The 23,652-nt window shown below is 46.1% G+C and carries 20 protein-coding genes; 2 read left to right on the top strand and 18 right to left on the bottom strand.

What is annotated here, in order from left to right:
* Positions 1-112 precede the first annotated feature (112 nt).
* Positions 113-1,156, bottom strand: a complete 1,044-nt coding sequence (recA, locus tag C1S73_RS13565; RefSeq protein ID WP_038870267.1) for a recombinase RecA — start codon at positions 1,154-1,156, stop codon at positions 113-115.
* A gap of 200 nt (positions 1,157-1,356) precedes the next feature.
* A complete protein-coding gene (gene pncC / locus C1S73_RS13560) occupies positions 1,357-1,839 on the bottom strand; it encodes a nicotinamide-nucleotide amidase (RefSeq protein ID WP_038870269.1) in 483 nt (160 codons plus the stop codon).
* An 85-nt stretch (positions 1,840-1,924) separates the two neighbouring features.
* On the opposite strand from pncC, the gene mutS reads away from it, so the two are divergent.
* Complete coding sequence (gene mutS, locus C1S73_RS13555) at positions 1,925-4,486, top strand: DNA mismatch repair protein MutS (RefSeq protein ID WP_038870271.1); 2,562 nt, start codon at positions 1,925-1,927, stop codon at positions 4,484-4,486.
* Positions 4,487-4,575: 89 nt separating this feature from the next.
* On the opposite strand, the gene rpoS is transcribed toward mutS, so the two are convergent.
* The 13 genes from rpoS to rlmD all read right to left on the bottom strand — a co-directional run bounded on the left by rpoS (position 4,576) and on the right by rlmD (position 18,708).
* Positions 4,576-5,559: an RNA polymerase sigma factor RpoS gene (gene rpoS, locus C1S73_RS13550; protein ID WP_038870341.1), complete on the bottom strand. Its 984-nt coding sequence runs from the start codon at positions 5,557-5,559 to the stop codon at positions 4,576-4,578.
* A 79-nt stretch (positions 5,560-5,638) separates the two neighbouring features.
* The gene (locus C1S73_RS13545; protein ID WP_038870272.1) at positions 5,639-6,562 is read right to left on the bottom strand and encodes a peptidoglycan DD-metalloendopeptidase family protein; all 924 of its coding nucleotides are present in this window, start codon (positions 6,560-6,562) and stop codon (positions 5,639-5,641) included.
* A gap of 14 nt (positions 6,563-6,576) precedes the next feature.
* Positions 6,577-7,203, bottom strand: coding sequence for a protein-L-isoaspartate(D-aspartate) O-methyltransferase (locus C1S73_RS13540; RefSeq protein WP_038870274.1), 627 nt, complete (start codon positions 7,201-7,203; stop codon positions 6,577-6,579).
* Positions 7,203-7,979: a 5'/3'-nucleotidase SurE gene (gene surE / locus C1S73_RS13535; protein WP_038870275.1), complete on the bottom strand. Its 777-nt coding sequence runs from the start codon at positions 7,977-7,979 to the stop codon at positions 7,203-7,205. Before surE ends, C1S73_RS13540 begins: the two co-directional genes overlap by 1 nt.
* Positions 7,979-9,022 carry a tRNA pseudouridine(13) synthase TruD gene (gene truD / locus C1S73_RS13530; RefSeq protein WP_038870277.1) on the bottom strand — a complete coding sequence of 348 codons (1,044 nt, stop codon included), beginning with the start codon at positions 9,020-9,022 and terminating at the stop codon, positions 7,979-7,981. Before truD ends, surE begins: the two co-directional genes overlap by 1 nt.
* Before the next feature lie 46 nt (positions 9,023-9,068).
* The gene (gene ispF / locus C1S73_RS13525; RefSeq protein ID WP_038870279.1) at positions 9,069-9,545 is read right to left on the bottom strand and encodes a 2-C-methyl-D-erythritol 2,4-cyclodiphosphate synthase; all 477 of its coding nucleotides are present in this window, start codon (positions 9,543-9,545) and stop codon (positions 9,069-9,071) included.
* A gap of 14 nt (positions 9,546-9,559) precedes the next feature.
* Positions 9,560-10,267, bottom strand: coding sequence for a 2-C-methyl-D-erythritol 4-phosphate cytidylyltransferase (gene ispD / locus C1S73_RS13520; RefSeq protein WP_038870280.1), 708 nt, complete (start codon positions 10,265-10,267; stop codon positions 9,560-9,562).
* 1 nt (position 10,268) lies between these two features.
* Positions 10,269-10,550 (bottom strand): cell division protein FtsB, encoded by a 282-nt coding sequence (ftsB, locus tag C1S73_RS13515; RefSeq protein WP_038870281.1) that lies wholly within the window; start codon positions 10,548-10,550, stop codon positions 10,269-10,271.
* Between the two features lie 315 nt (positions 10,551-10,865).
* Complete coding sequence (gene eno, locus C1S73_RS13510; RefSeq protein ID WP_038870282.1) at positions 10,866-12,164, bottom strand: phosphopyruvate hydratase; 1,299 nt, start codon at positions 12,162-12,164, stop codon at positions 10,866-10,868.
* A gap of 81 nt (positions 12,165-12,245) precedes the next feature.
* Positions 12,246-13,886 carry a CTP synthase gene (locus C1S73_RS13505; RefSeq protein WP_038870283.1) on the bottom strand — a complete coding sequence of 547 codons (1,641 nt, stop codon included), beginning with the start codon at positions 13,884-13,886 and terminating at the stop codon, positions 12,246-12,248.
* A gap of 151 nt (positions 13,887-14,037) precedes the next feature.
* A complete protein-coding gene (mazG, locus tag C1S73_RS13500) occupies positions 14,038-14,835 on the bottom strand; it encodes a nucleoside triphosphate pyrophosphohydrolase (RefSeq protein WP_038870284.1) in 798 nt (265 codons plus the stop codon).
* 206 nt (positions 14,836-15,041) lie between these two features.
* Positions 15,042-17,261 (bottom strand): GTP diphosphokinase, encoded by a 2,220-nt coding sequence (gene relA / locus C1S73_RS13495; RefSeq protein WP_038870285.1) that lies wholly within the window; start codon positions 17,259-17,261, stop codon positions 15,042-15,044.
* A 127-nt stretch (positions 17,262-17,388) separates the two neighbouring features.
* Entirely contained in the window at positions 17,389-18,708 is a 1,320-nt protein-coding gene (gene rlmD / locus C1S73_RS13490) for a 23S rRNA (uracil(1939)-C(5))-methyltransferase RlmD (RefSeq protein ID WP_038870289.1), read from the bottom strand.
* Between the two features lie 192 nt (positions 18,709-18,900).
* Between rlmD and barA the strand changes: the two genes are divergently transcribed.
* Positions 18,901-21,699, top strand: a complete 2,799-nt coding sequence (gene barA / locus C1S73_RS13480; RefSeq protein ID WP_038870290.1) for a two-component sensor histidine kinase BarA — start codon at positions 18,901-18,903, stop codon at positions 21,697-21,699.
* Positions 21,700-21,788: 89 nt separating this feature from the next.
* On the opposite strand, the gene acpS is transcribed toward barA, so the two are convergent.
* The 3 genes from acpS to recO are packed head-to-tail and all read right to left on the bottom strand — an operon-like array spanning position 21,789 to position 23,641.
* Positions 21,789-22,169, bottom strand: coding sequence for a holo-ACP synthase (gene acpS, locus C1S73_RS13475; protein WP_038870291.1), 381 nt, complete (start codon positions 22,167-22,169; stop codon positions 21,789-21,791).
* 12 nt (positions 22,170-22,181) lie between these two features.
* A complete protein-coding gene (pdxJ, locus tag C1S73_RS13470) occupies positions 22,182-22,913 on the bottom strand; it encodes a pyridoxine 5'-phosphate synthase (protein WP_038870292.1) in 732 nt (243 codons plus the stop codon).
* Positions 22,910-23,641: a DNA repair protein RecO gene (gene recO / locus C1S73_RS13465; protein ID WP_038870293.1), complete on the bottom strand. Its 732-nt coding sequence runs from the start codon at positions 23,639-23,641 to the stop codon at positions 22,910-22,912. Before recO ends, pdxJ begins: the two co-directional genes overlap by 4 nt.
* Between the last annotated feature and the right edge of the window lie 11 nt (positions 23,642-23,652).

Genomic DNA, 23,652 nt, shown 5'->3' with positions numbered 1-23,652 from the left:
TACTTACTGGGATTGATATTAATCTGCCCTTTATTTTTAACGGTTTTGATTTCAGCAGATACAACAAAGCCCCGCATCGCAGGGCTTTGTTAGATATTAATTGAAGAAAAGATTAAAACTCTTCTTCTTGCTCTGATTTTTCACCGGCTTCTGGCGCTTCAGGTAAAGCAGGAGAAAGTAGCATTTCACGTAGCTTAGCATCGATAGTCTTTGCCACTTCGGTGTGCTCACGTAGGTAGTTACAAGCGTTCGCTTTACCTTGACCGATCTTATCGCCTTGGTAGCTGTACCATGCACCCGCTTTTTCTACTAGCTTGTGCTTAACGCCTAGGTCGACTAATTCACCTTCACGATTAAAGCCTTGGCCATACATGATTTGCGTATTCGCTTCTTTAAACGGTGCAGCAATCTTGTTTTTAACCACTTTAATGCGCGTTTCGTTACCCACAACTTCATCGCCTTCTTTGATTGCGCCAGTACGGCGGATATCTAGACGAACAGAAGCGTAGAATTTAAGAGCGTTACCACCAGTAGTGGTTTCAGGGTTACCGAACATCACACCAATCTTCATACGAATTTGGTTGATGAAGATACACATACAGTTAGACTGCTTTAGGTTACCTGTAAGCTTACGCATTGCTTGAGAAAGCATACGAGCTTGAAGACCCATGTGGCTGTCGCCCATTTCGCCTTCAATTTCAGCCTTTGGAGTAAGTGCCGCAACAGAGTCGACAACCATGACGTCGATAGCACCAGAACGTGCAAGTGCATCACAAATCTCAAGAGCTTGCTCACCCGTATCAGGCTGAGAAACAAGTAGAGCATCGATATCAACACCTAGTTTCTTCGCGTATACAGGATCTAGCGCGTGCTCCGCATCGATAAATGCACAAGTTTTGCCTTCACGTTGCGCTGCTGCAATAAGCTCTAGAGTTAGCGTTGTTTTACCTGAAGATTCTGGACCGTAAACCTCTACGATACGGCCCATTGGCAGACCACCAGCACCCAAAGCGATATCAAGAGAAAGAGAACCCGTTGAGATGGTTTCTACGTCCATTGCGCGGTTATCACCAAGGCGCATGATAGAGCCTTTACCGAATTGCTTTTCAATTTGACCTAGCGCAGCGGCGAGCGCTTTCTGTTTGTTCTCGTCCATTACTTTCTCCGATTTATTCATCTTCTTTGGGCGATGAATCATAATTCATTTTTCTTGAGCAGAAGAACTGCTCATCAATGAAAGTTATTATACTGTTGATTCATACAGTGTCTATACCTGTATGAAAAAAATTTGGCAGACCTAAACCTACTATTTGCTCCAGCCCTTATCAAAACAGGGCTACGACAATTAAAGAAATTCTAGATCAAATACTGATGCAGTTGAGTCAGTGCATGCTCAATCGCTTTTTTGCGAACTTGCGCACGATCACCAGTAAAATGCATGGTTTCCACTTGCTGCCAATTCTGATTATCTGCAAAGGCAAAACAAACCGTCCCAACAGGCTTTTCTTCGCTTCCACCGCTAGGGCCTGCTATGCCACTTATCGAGACTCCAATAGTTGCATTTGAATGATTTAGGGCGCCCAGCACCATTTCAATCACGACTGGCTCACTCACAGCACCGTGCGCTTCTAATGTTGAAGCTTGTACACCAAGCATTTCCATTTTAGCTTCATTGCTGTAGGTCACAAATGCGCGGTCTAGCCAAGCAGAGCTACCTGCAATATCAGTGATTGCTGTTGCAACCCCACCTCCAGTGCAAGATTCTGCCGTCGTTAAAATATGCCCATGCTTAGCCAATAATGCCCCTAAATCGGCACTCAATTTTGTTGCTCTTTCCATAGCCAAAAATGCCCTTTGTCTCTTTTTACTTGATAGGGATTCACGTATCCTAAGCCGCTACGGAAATAAACAAAAGTACTTACCTGTGAAAGCTGAACAAAAACACACTCCGATGATGCAGCAATACCTCAAGCTAAAGGCTGAGAATCCTGAAATCTTGCTGTTTTACCGCATGGGCGACTTCTACGAACTCTTCTACGACGATGCAAAACGCGCATCTCAATTGCTTGATATTTCGTTGACTAAACGCGGTGCATCGGCAGGTGAACCTATCCCAATGGCTGGCGTTCCATTCCACGCCGTTGAAGGTTATCTAGCCAAACTTGTTCAGCTTGGTGAGTCTGTGGCGATTTGTGAACAGATTGGCGATCCTGCAACAAGCAAAGGTCCGGTTGAACGTAAAGTAGTACGCATCGTCACGCCAGGTACTGTGACCGACGAAGCTCTGCTATCTGAGCGTATTGATAACCTGATTGCAGCAATCTATCAGCACAATGGTAAATTTGGTTACGCGACATTGGATGTAACTTCTGGACGCTTCCAATTGGTTGAGCCTGAAACCGAAGAAGCGATGGCAGCAGAACTTCAACGTACGGCCCCACGAGAGCTACTTTTCCCTGAAGATTTTGAGGCCGTTCACCTCATGTCTAACCGTAATGGTAACCGCCGCCGCCCTGTTTGGGAGTTTGAGCTCGATACTGCGAAGCAACAGCTTAACCAACAATTTGGCACTCGTGACTTAGTGGGCTTTGGTGTTGAACACGCATCACTTGGCTTGTGTGCCGCTGGCTGTTTGATTCAATATGTAAAGGACACTCAACGTACTGCCCTGCCACACATTCGTTCACTCACCTACGACAGACAAGATCACTCTGTGATTCTTGACGCAGCGACTCGTCGCAACCTTGAGCTAACACAAAACCTATCTGGTGGCACTGATAACACGCTTGCGGAAGTCTTAGATCATTGTGCAACCGCAATGGGCAGTCGTATGCTCAAGCGCTGGTTACACCAACCAATGCGCTGTATTGATACCTTAAACAATCGCTTAGATGCGATCAGCGAAATCAAAGATCAAAGCTTGTTCACCGACATTCAACCAATTTTCAAACAGATTGGTGATATTGAGCGTATTTTGGCTCGCTTAGCACTTCGTTCTGCTCGTCCTCGCGATATGGCTCGACTGCGTTACGCAATGCAACAACTCCCAGAATTGGAAAGTGTAACGTCTTCTCTGGCGCATCCTTACCTAATTAAATTGGCTCAATTTGCCGCGCCAATTGATGATGTCTGTGATCTGCTAGAACGTGCAATCAAAGAAAATCCACCAGTGGTTATTCGCGAGGGTGGTGTGATTGCAGAAGGCTACAACGCTGAGCTTGATGAATGGCGTAAACTCGCAGATGGCGCAACCGAGTATCTAGAAAAGCTCGAAGCAGACGAACGTGAGCGCCACGGTATTGATACACTAAAAGTAGGCTACAACGCCGTACACGGTTTCTTTATTCAGGTTAGTCGTGGCCAAAGCCACTTGGTTCCACCACATTATGTGCGTCGACAAACGCTGAAAAATGCAGAACGCTACATCATTCCAGAGTTGAAAGAGCATGAAGACAAGGTTCTAAACTCTAAGTCAAAAGCGTTAGCAGTAGAGAAGAAACTGTGGGAAGAGCTGTTTGATTTATTGATGCCAAACCTTGAGAAAATGCAAAACCTTGCGTCAGCGATTTCTCAGTTGGACGTTTTACAAAACCTTGCCGAACGTGCAGACACGTTAGATTACTGTCGCCCGACTCTAGATAAAGAAGCCGGTATCAGTATTCAAGCAGGCCGCCACCCTGTTGTGGAACAAGTAACCAGTGAACCATTTATTGCTAACCCAATAGAGTTAAGCTCAGACCGTAAGATGCTTATCATCACTGGTCCAAACATGGGTGGTAAATCGACCTACATGCGCCAAACTGCGTTGATTGCTTTGATGGCTCACATTGGTTCATACGTACCAGCGGAATCAGCTCATATCGGATCTTTGGATCGTATATTTACTCGTATTGGCGCATCCGATGACCTTGCTTCCGGGCGCTCTACCTTCATGGTAGAAATGACCGAAACAGCGAATATTCTTCATAACGCGACTCAAAACAGCTTGGTGTTAATGGATGAGATCGGCCGCGGTACCAGTACTTATGATGGTCTTTCTTTAGCATGGGCAAGTGCAGAATGGCTAGCCACACAAATAGGCGCAATGACCCTGTTTGCAACGCACTATTTTGAGTTGACTGAACTGCCAAACCAACTGCCAAATCTTGCCAACGTCCACCTAGATGCAGTAGAGCACGGTGACAGCATTGCCTTTATGCACGCAGTCCAAGAAGGTGCAGCAAGCAAGTCTTACGGCCTTGCCGTTGCTGGGCTGGCTGGAGTTCCAAAACCCGTGATCAAGAATGCGCGCAACAAACTGTCTCAGCTTGAGCAATTAGGTCAAGGTAATGACTCTCCACGACCAAGTGCTGTCGATGTAGCAAACCAACTAAGCTTGATCCCAGAGCCAAGCGATGTAGAGCAAGCACTGTCGAATATTGATCCTGACGATCTAACGCCACGTCAGGCATTGGAAGAGCTTTACCGCTTGAAGAAGATGCTCTAGATCTGACGCATCTTCAATAAAACGCAAAAAGGCTATGGTTTCCCATAGCCTTTTGTTTATTCTAAATTCACCTTTAAAGCAGGACTGTCCTAGTCGACTTCCACGTTGAACAGGTTTTCCATGTTCAAACCTTGCTTAATCAAGATTTCGCGCAATCGACGTAAACCTTCAACTTGAATCTGACGTACACGTTCGCGTGTTAGACCAATCTCGCGTCCCACTTCCTCAAGCGTTGATGGCTCGTAGCCAAGTAAACCAAAACGACGAGCAAGCACTTCTTTCTGTTTTGGATTTAGCTCTTCTAGCCAGTCAATCAACGAGGATTTGATGTCATCGTCTTGAGTGGATACTTCAGGATCCGAATTGTTTGCATCAGGAATAATATCCAGTAGCGCTTTCTCGCCATCACCACCGATAGGTGTATCGACAGAGCTGATACGCTCGTTAAGGCGAAGCATTTTACTTACGTCTTCAACTGGAATATCTAGCTGAGCTGCAATTTCTTCTGCCGTTGGTTCATGGTCGAGCTTCTGAGAAAGTTCACGCGCGGTACGCAGATAAATGTTCAGCTCTTTAACCACATGAATTGGCAAACGAATGGTGCGAGTTTGGTTCATCAACGCACGCTCAATCGTTTGGCGAATCCACCAAGTTGCATAGGTTGAAAAACGGAAACCTCGTTCAGGATCAAACTTCTCAACCGCACGGATCAAGCCCAGGTTACCTTCTTCGATAAGATCAAGAAGTGCTAAACCGCGATTGCTGTAACGACGAGAGATCTTCACGACAAGACGTAAATTACTTTCGATCATTCGCTTACGGGCAGCTTCATCACCACGTAATGCTCTACGAGCGTAAAGTACTTCTTCTTCTGCTGTGAGTAGTGGTGAAAAGCCAATTTCGCCTAAGTACAGTTGTGTCGCATCTAGACTTTTATTGCTCGCATCAAATTCTTCGCGAGCTGTTGCTTTGGTTTTTTTAGATGTTTTTTCAAGTTCAGGACTTCCGCTTCCTGTCGTTGCGTTGTCATATTCGAACTCTTCAACTTTGGTGACTGTGTTGCTGATACTCATAACGCCTCCCCCTGGCGAGTTAGCAAACATAACAACTCAATATGTCGCTAAATGATGTCGCAAGTTGTTATTCAAAGTTTTAAGGTAAATATCGTTTTGGATTTACGGATTTACCTTGATAGCGAATTTCAAAGTGGAGCTTGACTGATTTAGAACCAGAACTACCCATGGTAGCGATTTTTTGTCCGCTCTTGACACTTTGTCCTTCTGATACCAGCAATCTGTCATTATGTGCGTATGCGCTTAAATAATTGTCGTTATGCTTCACTATAATTAGGTTGCCATAACCTCGTAGCGCATTACCTGAGTACACAACAGTGCCGGCCGCGGTTGAAACGATAGGCTGACCACGCTGTCCTGCGATGTCTATGCCTTTATTTCCTTGTTCTCCCGCTGAGAAGTTCTTGATTACTCTCCCTTTTGTTGGCCACAACCACTTTGATACTTTATCGTTTTTCGCCGCAGTTACTGGTGGTTTCGGTTTAACATTCTGATTACCTTTTGACCCAACATACTCCTTTGGTTTGGATTGTTCAACCTTCTTTGGCGGCTGTTTTTGTGCAACTTTAGGCGTAGTGGTCGCAGGCTTTTGAGTAGAGCTTTTACTTGAATTTGACGGCTTTGACGCTGTTGATGTTTTAGTCACCGGCGCTGGTTTTGTCGCAACCACTGGAGGAACAACGGGTTCCACTTTATGACCATATTTTGGAGCAACATATTTCGGTGCCCAAAGTTTTAATCGTTGACCAGGGAAAATCGTATAGGGTGCGTTAAGTTCATTGTAACGAACAAGGTCATTTACATTCTTATCTGTGACATAAGCTATGAAATAAAGTGTATCTCCTTTCTTTACTTCATAATAACTGCCTCTATAACTGCCTCGTTCAACACTAGAATAGTCTTTATTTAAGCTAGAAACAGGCGCAGGCGAATGAGCCGCGCAACCGACAAGTCCCGCAGCTATCAAGCAGCTAATACCAAAACGACGTAAGAACCTATTCACCTGATCTTTAACCCTTAAGCTAAATCGCCTGCAACTAATGGCACAAATCTTACCATTTCTACCACGGTAGAAAGGAATTGTTCACCCTTGCGTTCAATTTTCAACAATTGTTGCTCATCCTCACCAACAGGTATGATCATCTTACCGCCCTCTTTCAGCTGAGATAAAAGTGCTTGGGGAACACTTTCCGCAGCCGCAGTGACAATAATCGCATCGAACGGACCTTTCGCTTCCCATCCGAGCCAGCCGTCCCCATGTTTGGTAGAGACATTATAAATATCCAGTTGTTTCAAGCGACGCTTAGCGTCCCATTGCAAAGATTTGATGCGTTCAACGGAATAAACATGATCAACGATTTGAGCAAGTACAGCCGTTTGATAACCTGATCCTGTTCCTATCTCAAGCACATTGCTGCTTTGTTTGAGATCGAGCAATTCTGTCATTTTCGCAACAATGTAAGGCTGAGAAATAGTTTGCCCCTGACCAATCGGTAACGCATTGTTATCGTACGCTTGGTGCATCATTGCCTGTGAGACAAAACTCTCACGCGGCAAACAGTACACGGCATCCAATACGCGTTGATCACTGATGCCACTGGAGATAAGAAACGCTATCAACCTGTCAGCATGTGGGTTACTCATTACTTCTCTTCCTTTAACCAACTGTCCATCGCACGCAAAGACTCATGAGCAGTGAGGTCAACTTGCAGTGGGGTGATTGAAACTCGACCATGCTCAATCGCATAAAAATCGGTGCCCTCTCCAGCATCTTGCTCTTTACCCGGAGGACCTAACCAATATATATCATGCCCACGTGGGTCCTGTTGCTTGATCATATTCTCGGCATGATGACGGGCGCCTAAACGTGTCACTTCAATCTCACCTAATTGTTCTAGTGGTAAATCAGGAACATTGACGTTCAGTAAGCGGTTAGTCGGGATCGGCCTAACCAAATGCTGCTCAACTAGCTGACGGGCAATTTTTGCCGCAGCTGCAAAGTTCTGTTTACCCACCAACGAAAAAGCAACAGATTGAACGCCAAGAAAGTGTCCTTCCATCGCAGCGGCAACCGTACCTGAATATAAGACATCATCGCCAAGGTTCGCGCCATGATTGATCCCAGTGAGAACTAAGTCTGGTAAATCGCCTTTCATCAATTCATTCAATGCAAAGTGAACACAATCTGTCGGGGTGCCTTGCACAGAGAAGGTGTTGGGTGCGATTTCATTTACTCTCAGAGGCTGCTCTAACGTCAGTGAGTTCGAAGCACCAGACCGGTTTCGATCTGGTGCCACAATCGTCACCTCAGCAATACTTTTTAGCTCATCAGCAAGCGCATGAATTCCTTGAGCATGAACGCCGTCGTCATTACTGAGCAGTACTCTTAATGGCTTCGCGTTTGGTGAATCCATTTCCATTAATATTCTCTTTCTACTTTTTCCTCGATAATCAACTCGCGTACGATAGAGGTCGCAAACGAACCGGCATCTAGCGAGAAGGTCAACGTAATATTGTTGCCATCCACCGTCCAAGCTAAGTCTTGAGGTTTAAGTGCAATATCACGACGGTCGTGACGCATACGATTCCCACGAATTAATGCCATTAAATCGGGTTCTTCATCCAAGAAAGGCTGCTCCAAGGCTAATGCATCTGTTTGAGTTGGAAGTGCATTGTCTCCAGCTAGCGCTGCAGTAATAACCACTTCGCCCTGAGCAAATTGTGCCTGTAGATCAGCAATGTTGCTTGCATCAATCAACTGAGTACCAGAAGTTGTCTTCGCCACATCACCGTCGATGAACTTGTCAAACACGCCTTGCTCTAATCGAGCTGAAACGATGCGGTTGAAGATCCACGAACGAGCCGCCGACAAATACATGCTGCGCTTGTTTTGGTTGCGAGTACGTACGTTCTCGCGCCCCCATCGACGTGCTTCTTCAAGGTTGTTGCCATCGTTACCAAAACGCTGACTACCAAAGTAGTTCGGCACGCCAACTTGTTTCACTTTTTCAAGGCGTTGCTCAACATCCGCTACATCTGTCACTTCAGACAAAGTAACCACGAACTCGTTCCCTACTAGGTCACCAGGACGTAGTTTTTTATTGTGACGACCTGTTGCCAGAATTTCGATACTTGGGTATTGCGCCAAAAATGCTGAAAAATCGGGTGTTTCACCTTTCGGTAAATGAACACTTAGCCATTGTTCAGTCACTGCGTGACGGTCTTTAAGACCCGCCCAGCTAACGTCTTTCGACTTAACGCCACAGGCTTTTGCTAGCTCATTAGCAACAAAGCTGGTGTTCTCGCCCGTTTTACGGATACGAACCATTAAATGCTCGCCTTCACCCGTAAAGGCAAAACCTAAGTCTTCGCGAACCTGAAAGTGTTCTGGTTGCGCTTTGATTTTTGCTGATGCTACAGGCTTACCCGTAAGGTAAGCCAATGAAGATAAAATGTCTGACATGATGTTTTTCCACTGCTAACGCAGCATTGAGGAGCAAATTGCTAGGTTATTGCTTAAAGAGAAGTACAACTGCTTCCGTTGCAATGCCTTCTTTGCGTCCAGTAAAACCGAGACGCTCTGTCGTCGTCGCCTTTACGTTTATATTACTGATATCGGTTTCCAAGTCTTCAGCAATCGTGGCACACATTGCGTCGATATGTGGCGCCATTTTAGGCGCTTGTGCCATGATGGTGATGTCAGCGTTTCCTAATCGATAGCCTTGTTCTTTCACCCTGCGATAAACATCTTTAAGCAGTTCGCGGCTATCAGCCCCTTTCCACTTATCATCGGTATCTGGGAAGTGACGGCCAATATCTCCGGCAGCAATAGCACCAAGCAGTGCATCGCTCAATGCATGAAGTGCCACATCACCATCTGAGTGGGCAATCAACCCTTGTTCGTAAGGAACAGCGACACCACCGATAATCACAGGGCCTTCACCACCAAATTTGTGTACATCGAAACCATGACCAATTCGAATCATTTTCTATCCTTTGTTTACTCGCCGTGCTCACGGCTTAGGTAAAACTCGGCTAACGCGAGGTCTTCTGGCTGAGTAATTTTTATGTTATTCGCATTACCTTGAACCAAAGCCGGCGTTTCACCTAACCATTCCAAAGCCGAAGCTTCATCAGTAATGGTTGCACCTTGTTCTAATGCGTCAGTCAGTGCTCGTGTTAATTGTTGAGTTTTAAACATTTGTGGGGTAAGTGCATGCCACAATGCTTCTCTATCTACCGTATGATCGATATCTTGTGCCACGTTTGCTCGCTTCATTGTGTCTCTCACTGGAGAGGCAAGGATGCCACCAGTTTGATGCTCGCAACAAACTTCGATCAGACGATCAATATCAGACGTAAGTACACAAGGTCTCGCGGCGTCGTGAACTAAAACCCACTCGCTCTCAAGATATGTTCTTACATAGTTTAGCCCTGAAAGCACAGAATCCGCCCTTTCTTTGCCACCAGACACGCAAATCACGTCTGGGTGCTGAGCAATGTTCAATTCAGGGTAATAAGGGTCGCCATCGGTAATTGCGATCACGACTTTAGAGATCCTCGGATGAGAAAGCAGCTTCTCTACTGTGTGCTCTAATACCGCTTTTCCGTCAATTAAGAGATATTGCTTAGGGCGATCAGCCTTCATACGGCTACCAACACCGGCCGCAGGTACAATCGCAACATGAGATGAAAACAACTTTGGCATGTTATTGCTCGTCCTCGTCAATAATACGATAGAAAGTCTCGCCATCTTTGACCAAACCTAACTCATGACGCGCACGTTCTTCAATCGCATCAAGACCTTGTCTCAGGTCATCAATTTCTGCGAACATCTCATTATTACGAGCTTGCAGCTTGCTGTTCACTTGTTGCTGCACTTCAATTTCATCTTCTACTGTGTAGTAGTCAGTCACCCCGTTTTTGCCAAACCATAGGGTATATTGGAGCCAGCCAAACAGTAACGTAAGGGCTAAAACAAAGATTCGCATATCGCTGCTAACATTCTGTACCGGAAGGGATTAGATAAGGTGACATATATAGCATAAATGCGTGGTTGGCTCTAGGGCAGAAAAAGAGACTCACACGCTCCTTACAGGAAAAAAGCAGCAAAATGAAACAAAGAGATTTCCGACTCCCTCCTTCGTCGTTCTAGGGAATGACAAATGAACGTGAACGACAGACATCAAAATGCAAAGTTAGCTCCCGCCTATCTAAGCGATGCGTTTACGTATCTCAGATACAAAAACGCCTCGCAAATGCGAGGCGTTTTTTAAAGCGTTAAGCTAATAATTTAGAAACCTAAATTATTGACCTTTAACTTCTTTAAGACCGTTGAAAGGAGCGCGCTCACCTAGAGCTTCCTCGATACGGATAAGTTGGTTGTACTTAGCAACACGGTCAGAACGGCTCATAGAACCAGTTTTGATTTGACCTGCAGCTGTACCTACCGCTAGATCAGCGATAGTTGCATCTTCAGTTTCGCCAGAACGGTGAGAGATTACTGCTGTGTAACCTGCGTCTTTAGCCATCTTGATTGCAGCTAGAGTCTCAGTTAGAGAACCGATTTGGTTGAACTTGATAAGGATAGAGTTAGCTACGCCTTTCTCGATACCTTCAGCAAGGATCTTAGTGTTAGTAACGAATAGATCGTCACCTACTAGTTGAAGCTTGTCACCTAGTAGTTCAGTTTGGTGCTTGAAGCCAGCCCAATCAGACTCGTCTAGACCGTCTTCGATAGAAACGATTGGGAATTGGTTAGCTAGCTCAGCTAGGTAGTGGTTGAACTCTTCAGAAGTGAAAGTTTTACCTTCACCTTTCATGTTGTAGATGCCAGCTTCTTTGTCGAAGAACTCAGATGCAGCACAGTCCATAGCTAGAGTAACGTCTTTACCTAGTTCGTAACCAGCAGCTGCAACAGCTTCTGCGATAACTTCTAGAGCTTCAGCGTTAGACTTAAGGTTAGGAGCGAAACCACCTTCGTCACCAACTGCAGTGCTGTAGCCTTTAGACTTAAGAACTTTAGCTAGGTTGTGGAATACTTCAGCACCGATACGTAGACCTTCTTTAAGAGTCTTAGCACCAACTGGTTGGATCATGAACTCTTGGATGTCAACGTTGTTATCTGCGTGCTCACCACCGTTGATGATGTTCATCATTGGTAGAGGCATAGAGAACTGACCAGCTGTACCGTTTAGCTCAGCGATGTGCTCGTATAGAGGCATGCCTTTAGCAGCAGCTGCTGCTTTAGCGTTTGCTAGAGAAACAGCTAGGATAGCGTTCGCACCGAATTTAGATTTGTTTTCAGTACCGTCTAGGTCGATCATTACTGCATCGATTGCAGCTTGATCTTTCGCGTCTTTACCAACTAGAGCTTCAGCGATTGGGCCGTTTACAGCTTCGATAGCTTTAAGAACACCTTTACCTAGGAAACGTGCTTTGTCGCCGTCACGTAGCTCAAGAGCTTCGCGAGAACCAGTAGATGCGCCAGATGGAGCAGCAGCCATACCTACGAAACCGCCTTCTAGGTGTACTTCAGCTTCTACAGTTGGGTTACCACGTGAATCGATGATTTCACGACCTAGAACTTTAACGATCTTAGACATTGAATGTTTCCTTCTCGTTGAATATATAATGTCAAAATTAAAGGCAGCAACACAGCTTACGTTACTGCCTGTATTCCTTACTTACTTCTCGAAATCGCCACGCTGGTATTCGCCAGCTGCTTTCACGAAACCTGCGAACAATGGGTGACCATCACGCGGTGTTGACGTGAACTCTGGGTGGAATTGAGCCGCTACGAACCATGGGTGAGCTGGGTTCTCAATTACTTCTACCAGTTTCTTGTCTGCTGACAAGCCAGATACTTTAAGGCCTGCTTTTTCGATTTGCGGACGAAGATTGTTGTTCACTTCATAACGGTGACGGTGACGCTCATGAATTGTCGCGTTGCCGTATAGTTCACGAGCTTTCGTACCTTTTTCTAGGTGACATAGCTGTGAACCAAGACGCATAGTACCACCAAGATCAGACTTCTCGGTACGTTCTTCAACTTTACCTTCGCCATCAACCCACTCTGTGATTAAACCTACCACAGGGTACTTCGTCTCTTTGTTAAATTCTGTTGAATGTGCACCTTCCATACCCGCTACGTTACGTGCGTATTCGATCAGTGCCACTTGCATGCCTAGACAGATACCTAGGTAAGGAACGTTGTTTTCACGAGCGTATTGAGCTGCGCGAATCTTACCTTCGATACCACGGTCACCGAAACCGCCAGGAACAAGGATTGCGTCTAGACCTTCTAGGATCTCAACACCTTTGTTCTCTACATCTTGAGAATCAACGTACTGAATCTTAACGCTCAGACGGTTCTTAAGACCAGCATGTTTCAACGCTTCGTTTACTGATTTGTATGCATCTGGTAGTTCAATGTACTTACCAACCATACCAATCGTCACTTCTGCCGTTGGGTTAGCTTCTTCGTAAATTACTTGTTCCCACTCAGACAGGTTAGCTTCTGGCGCATTGATGCCAAAGCGAGCACAAACAAGATCGTCTAGACCTTGAGCTTTGATTAGCTGAGGGATCTTGTAGATAGAATCTACATCTTTCATTGAGATAACTGCTTTTTCTTGTACGTTACAGAAAAGAGCAATTTTCTTACGTTCGTTAGCAGGGATCATACGATCGCTACGACAAACTAGAATATCTGGTTGGATGCCGATAGATAGCAGCTCTTTAACAGAGTGCTGAGTTGGCTTAGTTTTCACTTCGCCCGCAGCTGCTAGGTAAGGAACTAGAGTTAGGTGCATGAACATTGCGCGTTCACGGCCTAGTTCTACAGCAAGCTGACGAATAGCTTCCATAAATGGTAGTGATTCGATATCACCTACCGTACCACCGACTTCAACGATAGCAACATCATGGCCTTCAGAACCTGCGATTACGCGGTCTTTGATAGCGTTAGTGATGTGAGGGATAACCTGAATGGTTGCACCTAGGTAATCGCCGCGACGTTCTTTACGTAGTACGTCTGCATAAACACGACCTGCAGTGAAGTTGTTACGCTTCGTCATCTTGGTGCGGATGAAACGCTCGTAGTGACCAAGGTCAAGGTCAGTCTCTGCGCCATCTTCCGTAACGAACACTTCACCGTGTTGAGTTGGGCTCATTGTGCCTGGATCAACGTTGATGTAAGGGTCAAGCTTCATCATAGTCACTTTAAGACCACGAGCTTCTAGAATAGCGGCAAGAGATGCTGCTGCAATACCTTTACCTAGAGAGGATACAACCCCGCCAGTAACAAAAATGTAATTTGTCGTCATGTTTAACCTGAAATTGGTTGAATGAGGGAAATGGAGTGCTTCTGGACGGGACGTAAATATACCAGAAGCTCCTTAACGCCACAACGTGAAATCTATCACACCGGAATTTTTTATTTTTTGCTTCAAATCAAAGTCGAGTATTCATGCAATTTCAGCTTTGCTCTTCTCGTTTCACTTCATCCCACATCGAATCGAGTTCATCTAGAGTAAAGTCTGTGAGTTGCTTACCGTGCGCTGCAACTTTAGTTTCCACGCCTTTAAAGCGTCTTGAGAACTTTAGATTTGCTTTGGCCAAAGCGACTTCAGGGTCTTTGCCTAAGTGACGAGATAGGTTGACGGTCGCAAATAATAAGTCCCCCAACTCAAGCTCTACCTTGGTTTCATCGGGGTTGACTTGAAGCGCCTCTTCCATCACTTCTTCAATTTCCTCTTGTACCTTCCCGACTACAGGACCCAGAGAGTCCCAATCAAAACCATATTTAGCGCATTTCTTTTGAATTTTTGTAGCACGAGAAAGCGCAGGTAGAGAGTTCGGTATTGAGTCTAGAATACTTTCCTCAGCTTTGCCTACTTGTGCTTTTTCTTTGGCTTTTTCCGCTTCCCAATTAGCGTTAATTTCTTCATCAGATTCAAACTCAACATCAGAAAAAACATGAGGATGACGACGAGTCAGTTTTTCATTCACAGTTTCGACGACGTCAGAAAAATCAAACAGCCCCTGTTCTTTTGCTATTTGGCTGTAGAAAATCACTTGGAACAATAAGTCACCCAACTCTTCTTGTAAGTTCGGCCAATCACGGTTTTGAATCGCATCCACCACTTCATAAGTTTCTTCAATGGTGTGCGGAACAATGGTGTCGAAGTTCTGCTTTAAGTCCCATGGGCAACCGCCGTCTGGGTCACGCAACTTCGCCATGATTTGTTCTAACTGTTCAATTGGATGACTCATTTTCTCTGTTCCTTTAAACCTTTCTATCTAAAGAAAAAGGTGAGCAGCCAAAACCACTCACCTTTGTTATATGTTGATCAATTCTCTAAATAATTGAAGCTGTAGCTAGGCTGCAAGCGAGCGAGACTCCTGAGCATAGCTTGCCTATGTGATGGAGCGAGTGAGCGTAGGCAACAACGCTATCAGCTTCAAGTATGACGAGAATTTTAGCCTAAGCGTTTCACCGACATAACATCCTTAATCTGCTCAACACGTTTCGAAACTCGTGAGAACACTTCAAGGTTGGTCACTTCAAGGTCAAAGTCCATGATCGACATTTGCGTGCGGTAATCGACGCGGCTCTTCATACTGGTGACTTTGATTTTCTCGTTCGCAAACAGAGTTGTGATGTCTTTTAGCAGACCGCCACGCTCCATTGCTTCAACACGAACCGTCAAGATGTAAGAACCGACAAAGCCGCTGCCCCAGACGGTATCGATGATACGTTCTGGTGCGTGATGGCGAAGCTCCTCTAGTTGCTCACAGTCACTGCGGTGGACCGAAATACCGCGACCTTGGGTGATGTAACCGGCAATCTCATCACCTGGGATCGGCTGACAACAACGCGCTAGGTGTGTCATTAGGTTATCGACACCTTCAACTACGACTGCATCTTTCTTCGGACGACTTTGTGCTGGCGCGCGATTTTCTGCTTCTTGCAGTTTTTCTAGCGCTTGTTGGTCTTCCTCTTCGGCGGTTGGTTTGTTTACCAAGGCGTTGATGTGGTTGATGATTTGGTTGATACGCAAGTCACCACTACCAATACCAACATACAATTCATCGGCACTATTAACGTTAAAGCGTTTCAGCGCGTAGTTATCAGCATCTTTCAATGTCGCGCCGATTTTCGCCAGTTCGTGCTCTAGAATTTCACGACCCGCTTCTAGGTTCTTCTCACGACTTTGCTTGCGGAACCATGCGTTGATCTTCGCACGCGCTCGGCTTGACGTCACAAAGCCAAGCGATGGGTTTAACCAGTCTCGTGAAGGGTTTGGTTCTTTCTGGGTGATGATTTCCACCTGATCGCCCATTTGCAGTTTATGGGTGAACGGTACGATACGACCTGCCACTTTAGCACCGATACAACGATGCCCTACTTCTGAGTGAATGTGGTAAGCGAAGTCTAATGGGGTTGCGCCCATCGGTAGGTCGACGACATCACCACGTGGGGTAAAGGCATACACGCGGTCGTCAAATACCTGACTACGCAGCTCGTCCAACATCTCGCCAGAGTCGGACATTTCTTCTTGCCAGTCGAGTAGCTTACGTAGCCACGTGATCTTCTCATCGTAACCGCTGCGGCTGCTTGCGCCTTCTTTGTATTTCCAGTGCGCTGCAACACCTAGTTCCGAGTCTTCGTGCATCTCTTTAGTTCGGATCTGGATCTCGATGGTCTTGCCTTCAGGGCCAAGAATCACGGTATGGATAGACTGGTAACCGTTTGGTTTCGGGTTCGCTACATAGTCGTCGAACTCGCTTGGCAGGTGTTTGTATTTGGTGTGGACCACACCCAGAGCGGCATAACAATCTTGCAGTTTGTCGGCGATGATACGTACTGCTCGTACGTCAAACAATTCATCAAACGCCAGACTCTTCTTCTGCATTTTACGCCAAATGCTGTAGATGTGCTTTGGACGACCACTGACTTCTGCGTTGATGCCGCATACGGTCATTTCTTGGGTAAGGTCGTCGACAAAGTCTTTGATGTATTGTTCACGGACAATACGACGCTCAGCCAATTGCTTCGCGATTTGCTTGTAGGTTTCTGGTTGTTGGTAGCGGAAAGCGTAATCTTCGATTTCCCATTTCAGCTGACCAATACCAAGGCGGTTTGCCAGAGGCGCATAAATGTTTGCACACTCTTTTGCCGCAGCGCGACGAACTTCGTCCGGCGCTTTTTTTACTTCAATCAGGTTGCAGATACGTTCCGCCAGCTTAATGACGACGCAGCGGAAATCATCCACCATGGCCAACAACATACGACGAACGTTATCAACTTGAGACGAGGCAGCACCACCATCCATTGTTACATTCAGTTGACCAATTGCCGCCATTTCGTCGACGCCATCGATCAGCTTAATGATTTCTTTGCTGTATTTTTCCTCAAGGAGTTCTCTATCAAAAGCACCGCTTGAGACCAAAGGAAACAGTTGCGCCGCGACAAGTGTCGCTTTGTCCATCGACAAGGTGATCAAAATTTCGATCATCTCTCGTCCACGCCACAACAAAAGCTCCGCCTGCTCGTGGTTCGCCAAAATCGACTGGCAATCACGATACACTTCAATTAAGCGTTTCGCTGTGTTCTTCTCTTGCCCTAGGCTAGCCACCCAGGTTTCGAGTTCAAACTGTTCATCTTGGTTTAAATGCGCGCTTCTTACCGCAACCATCTCATCATCCTAATTATTATATTTGTGTGGTTTGACTAACACCATCCAGGTTAGTTCTTATGCCAAGCCTTAAACGTTGGCTTATTGACCACCCACCACGTGTAAGTGATCAACAAAGTCCCAATTATCAGGACTTTTCAAACAGCGCCATCGATTCTAGATGGCTGGTATGAGGGAACATGTCCAGCATACCTAATTTGGTCAATTGGTAGCCTTGCTCCAGCAAGCTCTGACTATCCCTTGCAAGGGTAGCAGGATTACACGAAACATAAACTACACGCTGTGCGCCAAGCGCAGAAACTTGATCGATGATCCCACTCGCGCCTGCACGTGCCGGATCAAGCAGCACTTTGTCGAATTGTTCAGCCGCCCAAACTTGCCCTTCAAAATCCTGCTCAAGGTTAGCGTGATAAAATTGTGCGTTATTGATTTGGTTCAAGGATGCATTATTTGCTGCCTTTTCTACCATTTCTGGCACACCTTCTACGCCAACCACATGTTTTGCACGTTTTGCAATTGGCAAACTGAAGTTACCTAGACCACAGAACAAATCTAACACTCGCTCGTCACTTTGTGGGTCTAACCACGCCACTGCCTGAGCGACCATTTTCTGGTTCACCGCTTGGTTCACTTGAATAAAGTTGTTTGGCGTGAATGGTACGGTGACACCGGCTTCTTGATAGAAAGGCACTTCACCTTCAATCAAATCAAGTTGATCCGTTTCTGGCATCAGGTAGAGCGATGCATGATGACGCTTCGCCAATTCCACCAAAGTGTTAGTTTCTTTTTCAGTCAGTTTGCTTAGGTGGCGCAATGTAATACAAGGACCATTGTCGCCTAAGACCAACTCTACGTGACCCAATTGCTCTGGCTTCTTAAACGCTTTTAGCGTCGAGTAGATTTCTGGCAGTAACACATTCAACTCAGGCGCAAGCACGGGACAGTCCGTCACTTGTGCGATTTGCTTACTTTGTTTCTTACGGAAACCAAAGTGCAGCTGACGGGTCTTTTTATCCACAAATAAGCTCACGCGAGCACGGCGACGGTAGCCATGAGAGTCACCCAACACAGGTGCATCCAACTCGATATCACTGCCGGCAAATTTTCTCATCAACTGACGAAGCGTGTGCTGCTTATGCATCAATTGTTGGTCATAGTTCAAATGCTGAAGGTCACAACCACCACATTCATGGTAATGCGGACAAAAGGCGTCAACGCGTGTTTCACTCGGTTTAAGGATTTTAATCAACTTACCACGAGCGAATTTGCTCTTTTCTTCCACCAATTGGGTTACCACTTCCTCACCCGGTAGCGCACCATCAATAAACAATGGTTTCTTCTTGAGGTAAGCAATGCCTGCGCCGTGGTGATCCAAACGCTCCACTTGTACCGCTTGGTGACGAGTATTTAATTGCGTTTTCTTTTTAGGTTGAAAGATACGTGCCATGCTCTGTGCCTGATTTGTGTCTAATTGCTCTACGGCTTCACTATTCTTGATTGCAGCCGTTGTGTGATTCGAGTGACTTGATTATGCTTACCGTTTATCCGGTGACGTCACTTCTTTACTCAAGGCTTTATCGCGCGCTTGAGAAATAATGCGTTATTTTCCCATATCCAGACTCCGATGTAATTAGATAACATGACCAGATATGGCTTACGAGCACGTGTAATTACACTAACTCTCGCTCCCACACTCATTATTGGTTTATTACTGAGCGGCTTTTTCTCATTTAACCGCTACCAAGACCTCGAAAAACAAGTCATCACGACAGGTAATAGCATTATCGAACCACTTGCTATTGCCAGCGAAACGCACCTTCTTTCTGAAAGTCGTGAAGCCGTCCGTCGCCTGATCAGCTACGCCCACCGTAAAAACTCGAAATTGGTTCGTAGTATCGCGGTGTTTGATGAAAACCATGAGCTTTTTGTCACCTCTAACTTCCACCCAAATTTTGAAGCGCTGATGTTCCCGAAGGACAAACCGATTCCTCAATTAGGGAACTCAGAAATCTTCGAGAACTCGCTTATTCTGCGTGTGCCGATTCTATCAGAAGGCCATTATCTTTCTGAGCTTTCAAATGAGAATCAGGGAACAAAAGCCATTGGCTACATCGCGGTGGAAATGGATCTTTCGTCACTTCGTTTGCAGCAGTACCAAGAGGTCTTCTCAGCATTCTTGGTGTTGATTCTCGGCCTTGGTCTCGCGAGCGTGTTCGCCTCTCGCCTCATGCATGACGTTACCCAGCCGATCACCCACATGAAGAACGTTGTGGACCGAATTCGTCGTGGCCACCTTGACGTGCGTATCGAAGGCAAAATGCACGGTGAGTTGGACCAACTGAAAAACGGCATCAACGCCATGGCGGTCTCGTTGTCGGAATACCACGTTGAGATGCAGCACAGTATAGACCAAGCGACATCGGACTTGCGTGAAACCCTCGAACAGCTAGAAATTCAGAACGTAGAGTTAGACATCGCGAAGAAACGTGCGCAAGAAGCGGCGCGAGTGAAATCTGAATTCTTAGCCAATATGTCACACGAGCTTCGTACGCCACTGAACGGTGTGATTGGCTTTACGCGTCAGATGCTTAAAACTCAGTTGTCGAACAGCCAAACGGATTACTTGCAAACCATTGAGAAGTCGGCAAACAACCTACTCAACATCATCAACGACATCCTCGACTTCTCGAAACTGGAAGCGGGTAAGCTAGCCCTAGAAAACATTCCATTTGAATTCAGAGAAAGCTTGGAAGAAGTTATTAACTTACAAGCGACCAGCGCACATGAGAAAGGATTGGAGATCACCCTAAAAGTGGATCCGAAGATTCCGCCAGGCTTGGTCGGTGACCCACTGCGTATCCAGCAAATCCTTACTAACTTGGTCGGTAACTCGATCAAATTTACCGAGCGCGGCAACATCGACATCAGTGTTGAAATGCGTTCCCAATCCAGTGATTCCATTGAACTGCAATTTATGGTTCGCGATACGGGCATTGGTATTTCGGAGCGCCAACAAGCACAATTGTTCCAAGCCTTTAGCCAAGCAGATGCAAGTATTTCACGCCGATACGGCGGTACTGGTTTAGGTCTGGTTATCACCCAAAAACTGGTTAGCCAAATGGGCGGCGAAATCAGCTTAACCAGCCGTCTCCACCAAGGTTCTACCTTCTGGTTTACGCTGCGCCTACATTCAACAGAAATGCCAATGAGCGATCTAATTGAAGTAGAACTGCTATCTGGTAAGCAGCTGCTGCTGGTTGAACCAAACATGCAAGCAGCATCAGTGACTCAACAAGTCTTGAGTCAAGAAGGCATTCTAGTGACCTACCGCTCATCGCTACCAGAGAACGATGAACACTACGACTACGTATTGTTGAACTTGGGCGCAAACCAAACTTACGACGACCAATCCGTCTCAGCGTGGATTGAACAGGCGAAGCGTATGGCTCCAAGTGTCATCATGGGTACGCCAAGTACGGAGCTAGCATTAGCAGACCAAGTGATGAACGATCATCAGATCCAATGTCTGACCAAGCCATTATCGCGTCGTAAACTGCTACAGAGCCTGATCATTGACCATATAGAAATGCCTCAGGTTACCCTGCCTCCGGTTGAACCTGTAGAGAGCGAAAGACTGCCATTAACTGTGCTTGCGGTTGATGATAACCCTGCCAACTTGAAGCTGATCTCCGCGCTATTGAGAGAGCGTGTCGAAACAGTAACTGCATGCAGCAACGGTCAACAAGCAGTGAACCTCGCAACAGAGAAGAAATACGATCTGATCTTCATGGACATTCAAATGCCATTGATGGACGGCGTAACCGCTTGTCAGTACATTAAAGAGCTAGAGCTGAACAAAGACACCCCTGTAATTGCAGTGACCGCACACGCAATGGCTGGTGAGCGTGACCGACTGCTGGCAGCGGGAATGGATGATTACCTAACCAAGCCAATTGAGGAACATGTGTTGCAACAGGTTTTGGTTCATTGGAACCCAAATACTTGTACTGACAGTGTCGATAAGATCGCACCATCTTACGTGGAACCTGCAGTGGAAGTTGCACCACCAGCACCGGAAAAACCGCAGCAAGATATGATCATCGACTGGCAAGCGGCCTTAAAACAAAGCGCAAACAAAGAAGACCTAGCTAAGGACATGCTGCGCATGTTGATCGACTTTATTCCAGAAGTGGAAGAAGTGGTCGATCAAGCCATAGAGCAAGAAGACTTTTCGCGTGATGACCTTATCCATGTGGTGCATAAACTTCACGGCAGTAGCTCTTACTGTGGCGTACCGAGGTTGAAGTCACTGTGTGCAACCTTGGAACAGGCGCTGCGTTCAGGAGCGAGTATTGAAGACATCGAACCGGAAATGTTCGAACTGCAAGATGAAATGATTAAAGTCACCACGACGGCGAAGTTCTATCTTGAGCAGTAGAGAATAATTCGGGAAATCAACACAATAAAAAAGCCAGAGCATCGACTCTGGCTTTTTCGTATTCGGTTATTAATCCGTAATCAGACAAATTAGGATTCAAAAATCACCGTCGCGACCGCGTAATGACGCTCGTCAGAAATCGATAGATGAACATGATTCACCCCCATCGACTCGGCGATTTGCTTTGCCACGCCAGAAAGCGTCAACATCGGTTTACCGAACTCATCATTCGAAACAGTAAAGTCATGGAAGGTCACGCCTTTCGCAATGCCCGTGCCTAGCGCTTTTGACGCTGCTTCTTTTACCGCGAAGCGCTTTGCTAGATAACGACCTTTTTGTTTCAGTTCGTCAAGTTTTGCCATTTCTTGAACCGAGAGAATGCGCTTTGCAAATGGCTCACCACTGCGTTCTAGTGCTTTCTCTATTCGCCCAATCTCGGCGATATCGGTTCCTAATCCTAAAATTGCCATGATTGAAACGGATTACTTACGTGCAGCGACCATCAGGGCTTTCATTTCTGCCACTGACTTTTCTAGGCCATCAAATACCGCACGACCGATGATCGAGTGACCAATATTCAGTTCGTAAATTTCAGGCAATGCAGCGATTGGCGCAACGTTGTGGTAAGTCAGACCGTGACCAGCATTAACGATGATACCTAGGTCATCAGCGTAGCTTGCACCTGCAGCAATCTTCTTAAGCTCGTCTTGTTGGTCTTCCTCAGTCTCCGCATCCGCATAGTGACCAGTGTGAAGTTCGATATACGGTGCACCACATGCTTTTGCCGCATCGATCTGTTGACGGTCAGCATCAATAAATAGAGAGACTTTGATGCTCGCTTCCGTCAGTTTTTGCGTTGCTGCTTTCACTTTCTCAAGCTGACCTACAACGTCAAGACCACCTTCTGTTGTCAACTCTTCACGTTTTTCAGGAACCAGACACACGAATTCAGGCTTAATCTGTAGTGCAATCTCAACCATCTCGTCTGTTACTGCCATTTCAAGGTTCATACGAGTTTGAATGGTCTCACGTAGGATGCGCACGTCACGATCTAGAATGTGGCGACGGTCTTCACGCAGGTGAATAGTAATACCGTCTGCGCCAGCACGCTCTGCGATCTCAGCAGCATGAACTGGATCTGGGTATTTAGTACCACGCGCATTACGTAGAGTGGCAATATGGTCGATATTAACGCCTAAATAGATTGAGCTCATTTTCCATTACTCCGTGCTCTGTATGTCTGAATGAATAATTCACGACTTTTTAAAGGTTTGCCGCCAAGATACGGCTTTAAGGCCATACGTGTAAAGCGTTTCGCCGCTTTTAATTGCTCTTTAGTGACGAATCGCCGTTCACTAATCGCAATCAATTCATTCCCCAAAAAAGTGAGGTTATCTCGCCTTACTGATGCGATGAATCCTTTTTGTTCGCGATAGCGGTAAGTCATATCAGGATCAACGGGTTCACCAGTACCAGCACAATGCAAAAAATCGACGCCATACCCCATAGAAGACAGCAGGGCCAATTCAAAACGACGCAAGCCCGGTTCAGGATTATCACTCTGAGCTAGTTCCGTTAGTGCATGCAGATAATCATGAAACAGCGCAGGCATCGGCACTTCTGCCATCAACACTCTTCCAATCAATTCATTTACGTACATGGCGGAGTAAAGGTTTATTCCTGTCAAAGGCAAACCTAAGCTGATGGGCTCTGCTTGACGTAACGTCTTCATCGAGCCTTTCCCTGACCATTTCAGCAATAAAGGGGTAAAGGGCTGCAATGCGCCTTTAAGATTGGAGCGTTTACCGCGGGCACCTTTTGCCATCAATGTAATTCGACCATACTCCTCGCTGAATACATCAAGGATTAAGCTCGATTCACTGTAAGGGCGTCGATGCAATACAAAGCAGCGTTGAAAGCCTTCTGAAGACTGGTTGCTCATCTCGTCAGTGT

This window comes from Vibrio jasicida 090810c, from assembly GCF_002887615.1.
In the GTDB taxonomy this organism is placed as follows: Bacteria; Pseudomonadota; Gammaproteobacteria; order Enterobacterales; family Vibrionaceae; genus Vibrio; species Vibrio jasicida.
The sequence above is the reverse complement of the archived record's forward strand: the minus strand, read 5'-3'. Positions and strand labels throughout refer to the sequence as shown.

Coding starts and splice junctions, on each gene's coding strand:
- recA (WP_038870267.1), bottom strand. CDS start 1,156: ATGGACGAGAACAAACAGAAAGCGCTCGCCGCTGCGCTAGGTCAAATT.
- pncC (WP_038870269.1), bottom strand. CDS start 1,839: ATGGAAAGAGCAACAAAATTGAGTGCCGATTTAGGGGCATTATTGGCT.
- rpoS (WP_038870341.1), bottom strand. CDS start 5,559: ATGAGTATCAGCAACACAGTCACCAAAGTTGAAGAGTTCGAATATGAC.
- C1S73_RS13540 (WP_038870274.1), bottom strand. CDS start 7,203: ATGAGTAACCCACATGCTGACAGGTTGATAGCGTTTCTTATCTCCAGT.
- surE (WP_038870275.1), bottom strand. CDS start 7,979: ATGGAAATGGATTCACCAAACGCGAAGCCATTAAGAGTACTGCTCAGT.
- truD (WP_038870277.1), bottom strand. CDS start 9,022: ATGTCAGACATTTTATCTTCATTGGCTTACCTTACGGGTAAGCCTGTA.
- ispF (WP_038870279.1), bottom strand. CDS start 9,545: ATGATTCGAATTGGTCATGGTTTCGATGTACACAAATTTGGTGGTGAA.
- ispD (WP_038870280.1), bottom strand. CDS start 10,267: ATGCCAAAGTTGTTTTCATCTCATGTTGCGATTGTACCTGCGGCCGGT.
- ftsB (WP_038870281.1), bottom strand. CDS start 10,550: ATGCGAATCTTTGTTTTAGCCCTTACGTTACTGTTTGGCTGGCTCCAA.
- eno (WP_038870282.1), bottom strand. CDS start 12,164: ATGTCTAAGATCGTTAAAGTTCTAGGTCGTGAAATCATCGATTCACGT.
- C1S73_RS13505 (WP_038870283.1), bottom strand. CDS start 13,886: ATGACGACAAATTACATTTTTGTTACTGGCGGGGTTGTATCCTCTCTA.
- mazG (WP_038870284.1), bottom strand. CDS start 14,835: ATGAGTCATCCAATTGAACAGTTAGAACAAATCATGGCGAAGTTGCGT.
- relA (WP_038870285.1), bottom strand. CDS start 17,261: ATGGTTGCGGTAAGAAGCGCGCATTTAAACCAAGATGAACAGTTTGAA.
- rlmD (WP_038870289.1), bottom strand. CDS start 18,708: ATGGCACGTATCTTTCAACCTAAAAAGAAAACGCAATTAAATACTCGT.
- barA (WP_038870290.1), top strand. CDS start 18,901: ATGACCAGATATGGCTTACGAGCACGTGTAATTACACTAACTCTCGCT.
- acpS (WP_038870291.1), bottom strand. CDS start 22,169: ATGGCAATTTTAGGATTAGGAACCGATATCGCCGAGATTGGGCGAATA.
- pdxJ (WP_038870292.1), bottom strand. CDS start 22,913: ATGAGCTCAATCTATTTAGGCGTTAATATCGACCATATTGCCACTCTA.
- recO (WP_038870293.1), bottom strand. CDS start 23,641: ATGAGCAACCAGTCTTCAGAAGGCTTTCAACGCTGCTTTGTATTGCAT.